This is a genomic window from Planococcus sp. VCh962, from assembly GCF_057748275.1.
In genome coordinates, this window is record NZ_JBYLHS010000014.1 from 1 (window position 1) to 12,991 (window position 12,991).

At 42.2% G+C, this 12,991-nt stretch carries 13 protein-coding genes; 3 read left to right on the top strand and 10 right to left on the bottom strand.

The window, feature by feature from the left end; translation table 11 throughout:
- Positions 1–547 precede the first annotated feature (547 nt).
- Positions 548–1,414: a nucleotidyltransferase-like protein gene (locus AC3AQ9_RS19690; RefSeq protein ID WP_488309174.1), complete on the bottom strand. Its 867-nt coding sequence runs from the start codon at positions 1,412–1,414 to the stop codon at positions 548–550.
- A 221-nt stretch (positions 1,415–1,635) separates the two neighbouring features.
- Between AC3AQ9_RS19690 and AC3AQ9_RS19695 the strand changes: the two genes are divergently transcribed.
- The gene (locus AC3AQ9_RS19695) at positions 1,636–1,989 is read left to right on the top strand and encodes a YgzB family protein (protein WP_488309175.1); all 354 of its coding nucleotides are present in this window, start codon (positions 1,636–1,638) and stop codon (positions 1,987–1,989) included.
- A gap of 93 nt (positions 1,990–2,082) precedes the next feature.
- Here AC3AQ9_RS19695 and perR read toward each other — a convergent pair whose 3' ends face one another.
- The 4 genes from perR to bcp all read right to left on the bottom strand — a co-directional run bounded on the left by perR (position 2,083) and on the right by bcp (position 4,634).
- A complete protein-coding gene (gene perR, locus AC3AQ9_RS19700) occupies positions 2,083–2,526 on the bottom strand; it encodes a peroxide-responsive transcriptional repressor PerR (RefSeq protein WP_488309176.1) in 444 nt (147 codons plus the stop codon).
- A 120-nt stretch (positions 2,527–2,646) separates the two neighbouring features.
- On the bottom strand, positions 2,647–3,198 hold the full coding sequence (locus AC3AQ9_RS19705) for a cob(I)yrinic acid a,c-diamide adenosyltransferase (RefSeq protein WP_488309177.1): 552 nt from the start codon (positions 3,196–3,198) through the stop codon (positions 2,647–2,649).
- A 2-nt stretch (positions 3,199–3,200) separates the two neighbouring features.
- Positions 3,201–4,142, bottom strand: coding sequence for a D-2-hydroxyacid dehydrogenase (locus AC3AQ9_RS19710; protein WP_488309178.1), 942 nt, complete (start codon positions 4,140–4,142; stop codon positions 3,201–3,203).
- Positions 4,143–4,157: 15 nt separating this feature from the next.
- Positions 4,158–4,634 (bottom strand): thioredoxin-dependent thiol peroxidase, encoded by a 477-nt coding sequence (gene bcp / locus AC3AQ9_RS19715; RefSeq protein ID WP_488309179.1) that lies wholly within the window; start codon positions 4,632–4,634, stop codon positions 4,158–4,160.
- 121 nt (positions 4,635–4,755) lie between these two features.
- Here bcp and AC3AQ9_RS19720 point away from each other — a divergent pair, with 121 nt between their 5' ends.
- Both AC3AQ9_RS19720 and AC3AQ9_RS19725 read left to right on the top strand, forming a co-directional pair.
- Positions 4,756–6,042 carry a glutamate-1-semialdehyde 2,1-aminomutase gene (locus AC3AQ9_RS19720; protein ID WP_488309180.1) on the top strand — a complete coding sequence of 429 codons (1,287 nt, stop codon included), beginning with the start codon at positions 4,756–4,758 and terminating at the stop codon, positions 6,040–6,042.
- 41 nt (positions 6,043–6,083) lie between these two features.
- Positions 6,084–7,169, top strand: coding sequence for an FUSC family protein (locus AC3AQ9_RS19725; protein WP_488309181.1), 1,086 nt, complete (start codon positions 6,084–6,086; stop codon positions 7,167–7,169).
- Between the two features lie 42 nt (positions 7,170–7,211).
- Here the strand turns inward: AC3AQ9_RS19725 and nikC are convergent, their stop codons facing one another.
- From nikC to AC3AQ9_RS19750, 5 genes are all read right to left on the bottom strand, one after another.
- A complete protein-coding gene (gene nikC, locus AC3AQ9_RS19730) occupies positions 7,212–8,063 on the bottom strand; it encodes a nickel transporter permease (RefSeq protein ID WP_488309221.1) in 852 nt (283 codons plus the stop codon).
- Between the two features lie 53 nt (positions 8,064–8,116).
- Positions 8,117–9,121 carry an ABC transporter permease gene (locus AC3AQ9_RS19735; RefSeq protein WP_488309182.1) on the bottom strand — a complete coding sequence of 335 codons (1,005 nt, stop codon included), beginning with the start codon at positions 9,119–9,121 and terminating at the stop codon, positions 8,117–8,119.
- A gap of 139 nt (positions 9,122–9,260) precedes the next feature.
- The gene (locus AC3AQ9_RS19740) at positions 9,261–10,883 is read right to left on the bottom strand and encodes an ABC transporter substrate-binding protein (protein ID WP_488309183.1); all 1,623 of its coding nucleotides are present in this window, start codon (positions 10,881–10,883) and stop codon (positions 9,261–9,263) included.
- Between the two features lie 29 nt (positions 10,884–10,912).
- On the bottom strand, positions 10,913–11,896 hold the full coding sequence (locus tag AC3AQ9_RS19745; RefSeq protein WP_488309184.1) for an ABC transporter ATP-binding protein: 984 nt from the start codon (positions 11,894–11,896) through the stop codon (positions 10,913–10,915).
- Positions 11,871–12,890 carry an ABC transporter ATP-binding protein gene (locus tag AC3AQ9_RS19750; protein WP_488309185.1) on the bottom strand — a complete coding sequence of 340 codons (1,020 nt, stop codon included), beginning with the start codon at positions 12,888–12,890 and terminating at the stop codon, positions 11,871–11,873. Before AC3AQ9_RS19750 ends, AC3AQ9_RS19745 begins: the two co-directional genes overlap by 26 nt.
- Positions 12,891–12,991: the final 101 nt, after the last annotated feature.

Genomic DNA, 12,991 nt, shown 5'->3' on the forward strand with positions numbered 1-12,991 from the left:
ACGTTGCTTCGGCCGTTTTGCGCGGCCGTCGCTAATTTGTTGACGTTTTGCTGTTCAGTTTTCAAGGTTCATGTTTTGGTGTCCTGTAAAAGCGACTTCTCTAATTTAGCATCGTTCCTGAGAAGAGTCAAGCTTTTTTTATTATTGTAGAAAAACTTAATTTCTCTTGGCGACGTGTATTATCATAATACAGTTTACCTTCACCTGTCAACGGAAAATATAAAAAAACTTAAAAACTTTCTTCCCCCTTCTATTCCCATACATTCGGCATTATAGAACGAACACTTGTTAAAGCCCACCCACTCATGCATAAACCTTGCAGATGAAGCAGTTCAATATCTTTCTTAAGAAAATCAGGCGTTACTTCTGAAAGGTGCAATTGCTTAAAGAACATCTATAGACAAACTCAGTAAATCAAAAAACATAAATCAGATTTTTTAAATTTACGATAATATTATTTACATTCTTGCAAGGCTCAACTTTTTTATAAAAAAAAGAACCGATTCTTTATGAAAGAAATCAATTCTCTAGAAAAAGCATTCTACTTTTAGTTTTCAACATAATAGTATCGGTGGAATATTCCTTCGCTTTTTGTATTTACGCTTTCTATTGAAATCAAATCCTTCTCTACCAGGAACTCGATAAAAACTTCCAGGTTGGATGAATAATTTCTCAACTCTTCCTGCTCATGCAATTCCTGGATCGTCCATCTTTCTTTACGCTCCATTACTTCTCTAATGTGCTGGGCTCCATCTTTCGTACGTGAATGAATAAAGAACTCACTGGCTAGAAATAAAAGTTCCAATCTTTTTTCAAGCGCTTCATCACTCAGGACCAATTCTTCATAGAGTTTATAAATGGCAGGTTCCATCTGCTTTACTTGCGTCCACACTGTTACTTCAGGGGGAAGGCCGTTTTCCAATACAGCAAGTCTAGCCAAATGATGAAGCGATTCTACTATATGATGATAAGCATCCAAATAGTTTTTCTCTTCATAGAATACCTTCCCTTCTAAATAACGCCGAATCAGTTTCGAAAATTCCATGCCCATTTTTATTTTGCGGCCATAGAACGGATATTCCTTCAATTCCATTTTAATTTTTTCCATAAATTCATTCCGGTCATAAATTATCCGTCCATGAAAAAGCCAATCAACAATTTTACGGTTAGTTCCAAGCAACAGCCATTTATGCAATTGTTTTTCTGTCACAATATGCATGGCAGCTTTTTTATCCAAATAAGTATAATGTTTCGTGAAGACCGGTGTTTCATTCTCTTTAGTGATGATTAGCAAAACCGAATCGAACGTATCGGTGATTGGGCTAACCTTTTCTCTTTTCTCTACCAATACTACACCCAAAGTACTTTCCTGGCTGGCGCGTTCTTGATAAATCGGCCTTAAAATTTGTTCCATTAAATCCACTCCTTGCAATTCTATCTCACCTATTTCAGTTTGTTGATTCCCAAATATTGTCCCTTCGGAAATTAACGGCAATCTTTTCTATAATGTATGCAGGCATTTCCGCTTTTCTTTATTTCGACAAATTTATTAAGGATTCCTGCATCCGTTAATCATTATCACTTTTTCACCTTGTTTATGATATAGTATGATGGATGCAAGGAGGAAAGAAATTAATGAAACCTTATAAGAATAAAATTAACCGTATCCGGACTTTTGCCTTAGCACTGATTTTTATCGGTATCGTTATTATGTATGTGGGCATATATTTTAGAGAACAACCGTTGGTCATGGTGATTTTCATGCTGCTCGGCTTGATTGCCATTGTTGGGAGTACAGGTGTATATGCCTGGATCGGCTTGTTATCAATGAAAACAGTCCCGGTTGAATGTCCAAACTGCGGAAGACATACAAAAATGTTAGGACGCGTTGATATTTGCATGCATTGCAATGAACCTTTGACTATGGATCCTGCTCTTGAAGGAAAAGAGTTTAGCGAGGAATACAATAAAAAAAATTCGAAGATATAAAGAATCTGTCCGCTTGAACTTCTTAGTTCAAGCGGACCTTTTATTTTCTGCAATTTTGCCAAAACAAAAACGAGCATGAAATCATGCTCGTTTTTATTGGGCTTTTGCAGAATTTCCAAGACAGTCTTGGCAAGTCCCATAAATTTCAAGGCGATGATAGTCCACTTGAAATCCAGTGACGTGAGAAGCTAAATGCTCTACTTCATCGAGTCCTGGGTAATGGAAGTCGACAATCTTACCGCAATCATTACAGATTATATGGTAATGGTCATGCGTAACAAAATCAAAACGGCTAGAAGAATCGCCATAAGTCAATTCCTTCACCAATCCTGCTTTTCTGAACACACGTAAATTATTGTATACTGTTGCTACACTCATATTAGGAAAAGCTTTCTCAAGCGCGCGATAAATGTCATCCGCTGTCGGGTGCGTCGTTGAATGAATCATATACTCCAGAATCGCATGACGCTGGGGAGTGATTCGAACACCTGTTGACTTCAAAGCATCAAGCGCGTCTTTTAATTGTACTTCAGACATCGCTGTGCACCTCACTTCATCAATATTCTTACATTGTAATCGTTATAAATAGTGTACTCAAAAATGAGGGGCGATGTCAAGAAATCACTATAATGCTTACTTTTCCAAATACTTTATTACTTATTTTTGGTGCAGGTCTTTTTCGCTTCTTCCTAAACGCAAGTTGACTAGACGCGCCGCAACGAACAGAAAATCGGATAAACGATTTAAGTAAGCTAAAACATTGGGAGATACGTCATCGCCAATGGAGAGGGATGCACGTTCTGCTCTTCTGACAACAGTCCGAGCCACATGCAAAGCAGCTCCAGCTGGATGCCCGCCCGGCAGGATAAAGTTTGTCAATGCCGGTACTTCTGCATCGAACTGATCAATCCACTGCTCTAATTTTACAATGTCCTCTGCAGTCAGCTTCCATTTCACTTCTTTGCCTTTTGGCGTGGCAAGTTCAGCCCCCACATGGAATAAAGTTGTTTGGATTTCATGAAAAACCGCTTCCAGTTCTTCTTTCTCTCCGAAAAACTCATTATGCAAATGGCCGACTGCTAACCCAATCATTGAATTTGCTTCATCACAAGTACCATAAGCTTCAACTAAGACATCGTTTTTTGCTACACGTATCCCATAGACGAGTGAAGTCGTTCCTTTATCACCGGTTTTTGTGTAAATCTTCACACTCAATACCCCTTTTCCATATTGACGAGATTTGTAGGACAAGCATCTTCAGAAAGCCACTTTTTCAAATTCGGAATAAAAACCTCAAGTGCCCGTTCCACGTATTTTTCAGAGTGGCTGGATACATGCGGGGATACCACCACGTTTTTCATTGACCAAAAAGGATGGTCTGAAGGCAGCGGCTCCTGTTCAAAAACGTCCAATACGGCATAGGCGATCTCCTCATTTTCCAGCGCATCTATCAGTACTCTATCTTCCACTAAATCTCCTCGCCCGAAATTCATGAAAATCGCCGTATTTTTCATGGCTTGGAAATGCTCTTTTTTCAACAGGTATTTTGTTTCGCTTGTACTTGGCAAAACGGAGATTACGGTATCCACCGAAGGCATTACATTGATGATGCTATTGAATGGCACCATTTCTTCCATATAATCAGCATGCTTCCCCGAACGGTTGCATCCGATGGTATGGACACCAAACGCTTGCAGCACTCTGCCGATTTCCATCCCAATGGCGCCAGGCCCGATGATTAATGCGGTTGACCCATAAAGCTCCGTAGAACCTGTTTTCCGGTTCCATTGTTTTTGCCGCTGGTTGTCATAAATATATGGAAGTGCCCGTTTCAAAGACAATAAATGGGCCAGAACCGATTCAGTCATCGGTGTTTTATGAATTCCTTTTACATTGGAGACGACGATTTCCCGTTCCGCGATAGCGGCATGCGGCATTTTTTCCACTCCAGCACTTGCCACCATAATCCACTTCAGCTGTGCAGCCTGCTCGATATCTTCTGCCGCAAGGTCCTCACCGAACGTAACCAGAATATCTGCCGAAGGCAACCGAGACTTGTCTTTATACTCAAAATAGAATTGTACTTCTGGAAACTCATTTATAAGCCGTTGCCGTTGGTGCTCTTTGGGAATGAACGTGAACAGGACTTCCATGAACTCTCTCTCCTTTTAACGATTCGTAAGCGTCTTTAATGTTTCGAGAACTTCTTTAATATGATTCTCTACTTTAACTTTTCTCCATTCTTTAACGATTGTTCCTGTTGGATCAATCAAAAAAGTGGAACGTTCAATTCCCATAAACTCTTTGCCATACATTTTTTTCTGAACCCATACACCATATGCTTCTGATAATTGATGATCTTCGTCCACTAATAAGGAAAACGGCAAACCATGCTTTTCGATGAATTTGACATGCTGTTTCTCAGAATCTGCGCTGACACCCAGAATCACAGCGTTCAGCTCCGAAAAGTCTTCTTGGGCATCCCGGAAATCACAAGCTTGAGTTGTGCAGCCTGGTGTCATATCTTTCGGATAAAAGTAAAGCACTACATATTTCTTGCCTGCAAAGTCTTCTAATGCCACCGTTTCTCCTGCCTCATTTTTCAGTTTGAAATCCGGGGCTTTTAAACCTTCTAATGTAGTCATCATCATCACTCCTTTTCTACCTTCTATCGTACCTAACCTGCTATAGAGTTTCAATTTCTTTGGCGTTCAGCAATGATATTGACTACAATAGGTAAGAGATTACTCTAGGAGGCAATAAAAAATGAATCATTCCACATCTGAAAAGCTTCACGAAGAAGCGCTGCAGCATATCGTCGGCGGCGTAAACAGCCCCTCAAGATCGTACAAAGCAGTCGGAGGAGGCTCTCCGGTAGCGATGGAACGTGCCAAAGGAGCTTATTTTTGGGACGTCGATGGCAATAAATACATCGACTATTTAGCGGCATACGGACCAATCATTACTGGCCATGCACATCCGCATATTACGAAAGCCATCACGCACGCAGCTGAAACCGGCCTTTTATACGGGACTCCGACAAGACACGAGATCACGTTCGCGAAAATGTTAAAAGAAGCCATGCCGAAAATGGATAAAGTCCGCTTCGTCAACAGTGGCACTGAAGCGGTCATGACAACAATCCGCGTTTCCCGTGCTTATACAGGCCGTACGAAAATCATGAAATTTGCAGGCTGCTATCATGGCCATTCTGATCTAGTGCTTGTGGCTGCGGGTTCCGGACCTGCAACACTTGGAACTCCGGATTCTGCCGGGGTTCCAAAAAGCATTGCTGAAGAAGTTATCACAATCCCCTTCAATGATCCAGCCGCTTTTTCAGAAGCTATGGACAAATGGGGCGATGAAATCGCTTGTATCTTAGTAGAACCGATCGTCGGCAACTTTGGAATTGTAGAGCCCAACAAAGGTTTCTTAGAAGAAGTCCATCGCATTGCCAAAGAAAAAGGCGCTTTGATTGTCTACGACGAAGTCATCACTGCTTTCCGGTTCCATTACGGCGGAGCCCAAGACCTATTAGGGTTAACTCCAGATTTGACGGCACTTGGAAAAATCATTGGCGGCGGTTTGCCAATCGGTGCTTACGGCGGAAAAAAAGAAATCATGGAAACTGTCGCTCCGCTTGGCCCCGCATATCAGGCTGGAACGATGGCCGGGAATCCGGCATCTATCCAAGCAGGAATCGCCTGCCTTGAAATTCTTCGCGAAGAAGGCGTCTATGAAAAAATGGACGAACTTGGCCGCCAGCTAGAAGAAGGAATTCTTGCTGCTGCTGAAGAATTTAATGTGACCATTACCATCAATCGCTTAAAAGGTGCCTTAACTATTTACTTTACGGATCAAAAAGTAGAAAATTATGAGCAAGCCGAAGCTAGCGATGGAGAAATCTTTGCCCGCTTTTTCAAACTGATGCTTGAGCAAGGAATCAATCTTGCTCCTTCTAAGTATGAAGCTTGGTTCTTAACGACGGAACATACAGAAGAAGACGTAGCAAAATCGATTCAAGCAGTCCGTGAAGCCTTTAAACAGCTTTAATTTCAAATCCTGCGAGATGAAAGGAAGGAGGCCATGCGTTTATGCAATTAGGTGCACGAATTTTTAAAACTGGAGTAGCCATTTCGCTGGCTCTATTTTTAGCTGAACTGTTAAAATTACCCATTCCTTTCATGGCAGGCATAGCAGCAATTTTCGCCATTCAACCTTCTATTTACCGGTCTTACTTGACTGTTTTAGATCAAATGTACGGGAACCTCATTGGTGCAGTAATCGGCATAATCTTTGTACTGACGCTTGGCACAAATTATTTAACTGTTGGCCTTGCTGCTGTTTTAGCTATTATCATTATGCTGAAATTGAAACTTAACAATCCGGTGCCATTAACGCTTGTTACCATTATTGTTATCATGGAATCACAACAAGAGGCATTTTTAGAGTTTGCAGGGTTGCGTTTTTTGACCATACTTCTTGGAATACTGTCTGCTTTTATCGTCAATATCATCTTTTTGCCGCCGAAATATGAAGCGCGCTTATTCACTTCTATCCATGAAGTAACGGAAGAAGCCATTCGCTGGATACGTATTTCAATACGTCATGTATCGGATCATACTTCCGTCAAAAACGATATTGACCGTTTGTCTGAAAAACTCGAAAAAGTGGATCAGTGGTATTCGTTCTATAAAGATGAGCGCAGCTACAGCAAAAAACAGCAATATGCAAAAGCCCGAAAATTGGTGCTTTACCGGCACATGATCACGACAACCAGAAAGAGTTTGGACCTTTTAAAAAGGCTGCACCGATATGAAAATGAATTAACCGAACTTCCCGAGCATTTTCATATGATGCTGCAAGACCATCTTGAAAATCTAACGAACTACCATGATCAGCTATATATGAAGTACATCGGAAAATTACGCCCGGAACACAGTGAAACTTCGGGAGAAGATGTCATCTTAAAGCGCAATGAAGTACTGTCCATTTTTGTCAAAGAAATCTCGATTGCCCAGGAAGAAGCAGGGGATGATATATCCATTTATCGTTTGATGCATATCCTTTCCGCTATTCTTGATTACGAAGAGCAATTGGAACATTTAGATTTACTGATCATGTCTTATCATAATTACCATTCGGAAGAAGTCGGATCCGATTTGGAAAATGTCATATAAAAAATGCGCCAGGCATATTGCCTTGGCGCATTTTTTATGGTTTTACGATTTCATGCGAGGGTCAAGAGCATCCCGCAGTCCATCTCCCATCAAGTTAAAGCCGAGTACCGTCAACATAATGGCTATCCCCGGAAAAATCATTGTCCACGGTGCATTGGTCAAATACGACCTTGAATCCGCCAGCATTTTTCCCCATTCGGGAGATGGTGCCTGCGCACCCAACCCTAGAAACCCAAGAGCTGCCGCTTCAATAATTGCAGTGGCAATGGCCAATGTTCCTTGAACAATAACTGGAGCCATCGAATTCGGCAAAATATGCGAAAACAAAATCCGATTATCCTTCATGCCAATTGCTTTGGCTGACATAATGTACTCATCTTCTTTAATGCTTAGCACTTTTGAGCGGATTAAGCGGCCAAAATTCGGTACGTTAATAATAGCAATGGCAATCAATGCATTACGAAGTGATGGCCCAAGTACCGATACGACTGCAATCGCCAATAAAATGCTCGGGAATGCCAGCATGATATCAAAAATACGGGATATGATGGTATCGACCCAACGGCCATAATAACCTGCGAGTATTCCTAAAACACTGCCGACCACTACTGAGCCGATAACCGCCAAAAACCCAACCCAAAGGGAAATTCTTGCTCCATAAACAATTCTCGATAAAATATCACGGCCAAAATCATCCGTCCCCATCCAATGTTCATTAGAGGGAGGCAAAAGCCGTTGAGATAAATCTTGTTCATTGATTCCCTGAGGTGTAAACAAAGGACCGAAAATCGCTAACAAGATAAAGAACAACACAATGCCCATCCCTACAACTGCCACTTTGCTTTTGCGGAATCCGCGCCATGCTTCTTTCCATGGACCAGCAACTTTTTCCATCTGTACTTCATTCTTATTTGCCGTTACGTTAGCCAATGTGCTCCTCCCCCTTTCTAATCATATTTGATGCGAGGATCAATCAGACCATAAAGCAAATCGACAAACAAATTGATCATAACGAATATAAAGGCAACAATTAATATGCCAGACTGGATAACCGGATAATCACGGAATCCAATTGCTTCATAAATATAGCGCCCGATTCCCGGCCATCCAAAAATGGTTTCAGTTAAGATTGCTCCACCTAGCAGCAAGCCCATTTGAAGACCAATAATTGTTAAAACTGGAATGATGGCATTTTTTAAAGCATGTTTGTAAACTACCCAAAACATTTTCAGTCCTTTTGCACGTGCTGTGCGCACATAATCTGAACGCATGACTTCCAACATGCTCGAACGGGTCATTCTGGCAATAATTGCCATCGGTATCGTAGCTAAGGCTGTACCAGGTAAAATCAAGTGCTTTAACACCGTTGATAATTGGTCAAACTGCCCTGTAATTAAGGTATCAATCACATAAAAATGCGTGATAACGTCTACAGGATCACGGACATTTTCCCGGCCGGTCGTCGGCAAAATTCCCAGCTCGATTGAGAAAATCCACTGATTCATCAAACCTAACCAGAAAATTGGCATCGATACCCCAATCAACGCAATGATCATCGCTAAATAATCAAACCAGGAATTCTGGAACCAAGCCGAGACAATGCCTGCATTGATGCCGATAATCACAGCAATAATAATAGCAAAAACAGATAATTCAATAGTTGCTGCCAAGTATGGCCATACTTCATCAACTACCGGCGTTCTGGTGCGGAGTGATTCGCCTAAATCACCGGTAACCAGTCCTTTTAAGTATTCAAAGTATTGAATATACCATGGATTATCCAAACCCAAAGTAGTACGCAATGCCTTTATAGCTTCTTCGGATGCTTGCTGGCCAAGAATGACTTGAGCAGGATCACCAGGTATCGCCCGGATGATTAGAAAAACGATAAATGTCATGCCAAGCAAAACCGGAATCAATTGCAGAATTCGCCGTCCGATATAGTGAAGCATTTTCTCCACCTCTCCATCCCTTGCATATGTATACATTAAGAGCCGTTAAATTTAACGGCATGTCAGTAACAATTGAGAACCTAATGCAGTTTTAAGAAAAAAAGAGGAGAAATCACAATGACCTCTCCTCTGAGCCAACCTACTCCAAATCAACAGATGCTAATTTGTCAGAACCAGTCGGGTGCGCTTTAAAGTTCACAACATTCTTGCCTCCAGCTAAAAGCGGAGTCGAGTGAGCCAACGGTACCCAAGGTGCGTCTTCATGAATAATTTCTTGCGCTTGTTTATACAGTTCATTGCGCTTATCTTCATCCACTTCTGTTTGAGCTTCAATCAAGATATCGTGCAATTGTTGATTTTCATAATACGTGTAGTTGTTTGAACCGATATTGTCTTGGTCAAGCAATACGTATAGGAAGTTATCGGCATCGCCGTTATCTCCTGTCCAGCCAAGCAAGAAAGCATCCGCTTCTCCGTTAGCTGCTTTTTCAAGATAAGTAGCCCATTCAAAAGATACGATTTTCGCAGTTACACCAACGTCTGCCAAGTTCTTCTGAATAGCTTCTGCCACTTTTTGGCCATCCGGCATATAAGGACGTGGAACCGGCATTGCATAAAGTTCCATTTCGAAACCATCAGGAAGACCAGCTTCTGCAAGCAATTGCTTCGCTTTTTCCGGGTCAAATTCATAATCTTTGATGTCCTCGTTATAACCGCTGATTACTGGAGGCATCGGGTTTTTAGCGATTTCTCCGCGGCCTTGGAAAAATGCATCAACAATCGCTTGCTTGTCGATTGCATGGTTCATCGCTTGACGAACTTTCGGATCGTCAAATGGTTCACGTGTTGTTGTTAACCCAAGATACCCAACGTTCATTGAAGGTCGTTCGAATAATTGCAAGTCCGCATTTCCTTCTACTGTTTCACCATCTGAAGGTGTAATGCCGTCTGCCAAATCAATTTCACCCGACAATAATGCATTCAAGCGGGCAGAGTTATCTGGAATCGCACGGAATACGACTTGATCCAGTTTTGGTTCGCCTTCCACCCAGTAATCCGGGTTTTTCTCAATCGTGATTGAGTCGTTGCGTTTCCATTCTACAAATTTGAATGGACCTGTCCCAACCGGTGCATCACCAAATTTATCTCCTGCAGCTTCAAATGCTGTAGGTGAAGCGATTCCGAATGAGCTCATTGCCAGGTTTTTCAGGAATGGTGCCTGCGGACGTTTCAATTTGAATTCTACTTCGTAATCGCCAGTTGCAGTCACAGATTCAATGACATGGCCTTCTTCATCACCGAAGCCCCCAAACATAGAACCATAGTATGGGAATTTATCAGCGTCTCCAGCTGCCCAGCGCTCAAAGTTTGCTACAACCGCTTCCGCATTGAAATCAGTGCCGTCGTGGAATTTAACGCCTTCCTCCAAAGTGAAAGTATACGTTAATCCATCTTCAGCCGCTTTCCATTCAGTTGCTAAACCAGGATGGATTTCTGTGTCCTGTTCACCGAAATTTACCAGCGTATCAAATATGTTCTTTGTGACTTTGTATGATTCTCCATCAGTAACAACAATCGGATCAAGTGAAACCGAGTCTCCCCCACGGCCAAAAATCAATACTTTCGGATCACCGGATTCTTCTGTATTTCCACTATCCCCTTCATTGTTTTCTGAAGCATTATCGGAACTACAGCCATACAGCGCTGTCGCTAGCAATAAAAGCATCAGAAAAGCCAGTGATACGAGCTTTTTCTTTCTCAAATTGACCCCTCCATTTTTGTTATTTATTATCATTGCGGCCTGGACTCTTCGTAAAGATGGCAGGCTACAGAATGACCTTTTTCAACTTCTGCAAAAATCGGTACAACCTTTTCGCAAATATCCATCTTAAACGGGCAGCGTGTGTGGAAACGGCATCCGCTTGGAGGATTTGCAGGACTCGGTACATCCCCTTTGATCACTACTTCTTCTCGTATGAAATCCGGATCAGGCACCGGTACCGCTGACAGCAAAGCTTGGGTATACGGGTGAAGCGGTTTTTCATATAACGCCTCGCTGTCGGCTAGTTCCGCCATTTGCCCCAGATACATCACTCCCACTCGGTCACTGATGTGACGGACTACACCAAGATCATGGGCGATAAATATATAAGTCAGCTTCAGTTCTTTTTGCAGATCCTGCATCAAATTCAAAACTTGGGCTTGAATCGATACATCGAGAGCTGAAACCGGTTCATCAGCAATAATGAGTTTGGGATTGGTCATCAATGCCCGTGCGATGCCAATGCGCTGGCGCTGCCCACCGCTAAATTGATGGGGATAACGTTTGGCGTGGTAACTGCTTAACCCAACAATCTCCAAAAATTCATGAACTTTTTTCTTTCGTTCTTTCGGATCGCCAAGGTTATGTACGTTTAAAGGCTCCATCAGGATTCTTTCGATGGTGTGACGCGGGTTTAATGAGGCATAGGGATCTTGAAAAACCATCTGGATATCGCGGCGTGCTTTACGCATTTCGCTCGTCGAGAGATTGGTCAATTCCTGTCCATCGAAAAACACTTTTCCTTCTGTCGGCTCCAATAAACGCATCAGCATACGGCCGGTTGTGGACTTGCCACAGCCAGATTCTCCTACAATTCCAAGAGTTTCTCCTTCTGCGACTGTAAACGACACATCATCTACCGCTTTTACATAATTTTTTACTTGGCCTAAAATTCCTGATTTAATAGGAAAATACTTTTTCAGCCCTTCAACTTTTAACAACGGTTCTGTCATGGGCCTGGACCTCCTTCGGGTCAAATAGGAAGCAACGGGTTTGGTGGTCTTCTTCTGTCTGGTAAAGAGCTGGGTTTTCCACTATGCAGCGGTCAAAGGCAAATTCGCATCTTGCCGCAAATTTGCAGCCAGTCCGGATTGTCCCCGGTTTCGGCACATTTCCCGGAATGGAATATAACCGCTCTTTTTTAAAGCGCATATCCGGAACAGATTCAAGCAGCCCTCTCGTATATGGATGCTGAGGATCTTTGAAGATTTTATGCACCGGACCCTCTTCTACCACTTTTCCTGCGTACATGACAATAACGCGTTCGCACGTTTCTGCTACGACGCCTAAATCGTGGGTTATCAGCAAGACGGCTGTATTCAGCCTCTCATTCAGATTTTTGATCAGCTTCAAAATCTGTGCTTGTATGGTTACATCTAAAGCCGTTGTCGGTTCATCGGCGATCAATACTTTCGGGTCGCATAATAACGCCATGGCAATCATTACCCGCTGGCGCATTCCGCCTGACAGTTGATGCGGGTATTCTTTCATTAACCCTTCTGCGCGCGGCAGCCCTACAAGTTTCATCATTTCTACAGCACGTTCTTGAATCTGTTTTTTGCTCCAATCCCGTTTATGGATTTTAATCGCTTCGCGTAATTGGTCACCGATAGTGAATAAAGGATTTAACGAAGTCATTGGCTCCTGGAAAATCATTGCTATATCATTGCCTCGAATGGCACGCATTTCTTTCTCGGAAAACCTGGTCAAATCTTTATTTTGAAATAAAATTTCTCCACCTGTAATTTTACCCGGCGGGCTTGGTACGAGTCCCATAACCGATAAAGAAGTAACGCTTTTTCCACATCCTGATTCACCGACAATCCCTAAAACTTCCCCTTCGCGAATATAAAAATCTATATCATCTACTGCCGGAATTTCACCATCATCAGTGAAGAAAGATGTTTTTAAGCCTTTAACATCCAGTATCATTTTACGCTCTTCCATCTCGGCACCCCTTTTGATTCTGAAAATTCTATGTGTTTTAATTATACGTAAGATTAGTATTATTGCAATAGCTTATTTGGAAATTGATAGTATTTCCATGC

What these genes read in the sequence shown, in the direction of transcription:
- AC3AQ9_RS19690 (WP_488309174.1), bottom strand. Translation starts at nt 1,414, where the DNA reads ATGGAACAAATTTTAAGGCCGATTTATCAAGAACGCGCCAGCCAGGAA.
- bcp (WP_488309179.1), bottom strand. Translation starts at nt 4,634, where the DNA reads ATGACTACATTAGAAGGTTTAAAAGCCCCGGATTTCAAACTGAAAAAT.
- AC3AQ9_RS19710 (WP_488309178.1), bottom strand. Translation starts at nt 4,142, where the DNA reads ATGGAAGTCCTGTTCACGTTCATTCCCAAAGAGCACCAACGGCAACGG.
- AC3AQ9_RS19745 (WP_488309184.1), bottom strand. Translation starts at nt 11,896, where the DNA reads ATGACAGAACCGTTGTTAAAAGTTGAAGGGCTGAAAAAGTATTTTCCT.
- AC3AQ9_RS19735 (WP_488309182.1), bottom strand. Translation starts at nt 9,121, where the DNA reads ATGCTTCACTATATCGGACGGCGAATTCTGCAATTGATTCCGGTTTTG.
- nikC (WP_488309221.1), bottom strand. Translation starts at nt 8,063, where the DNA reads ATGGAAAAAGTTGCTGGTCCATGGAAAGAAGCATGGCGCGGATTCCGC.
- AC3AQ9_RS19750 (WP_488309185.1), bottom strand. Translation starts at nt 12,890, where the DNA reads ATGGAAGAGCGTAAAATGATACTGGATGTTAAAGGCTTAAAAACATCT.
- AC3AQ9_RS19695 (WP_488309175.1), top strand. Translation starts at nt 1,636, where the DNA reads ATGAAACCTTATAAGAATAAAATTAACCGTATCCGGACTTTTGCCTTA.
- AC3AQ9_RS19720 (WP_488309180.1), top strand. Translation starts at nt 4,756, where the DNA reads ATGAATCATTCCACATCTGAAAAGCTTCACGAAGAAGCGCTGCAGCAT.
- AC3AQ9_RS19725 (WP_488309181.1), top strand. Translation starts at nt 6,084, where the DNA reads ATGCAATTAGGTGCACGAATTTTTAAAACTGGAGTAGCCATTTCGCTG.
- perR (WP_488309176.1), bottom strand. Translation starts at nt 2,526, where the DNA reads ATGTCTGAAGTACAATTAAAAGACGCGCTTGATGCTTTGAAGTCAACA.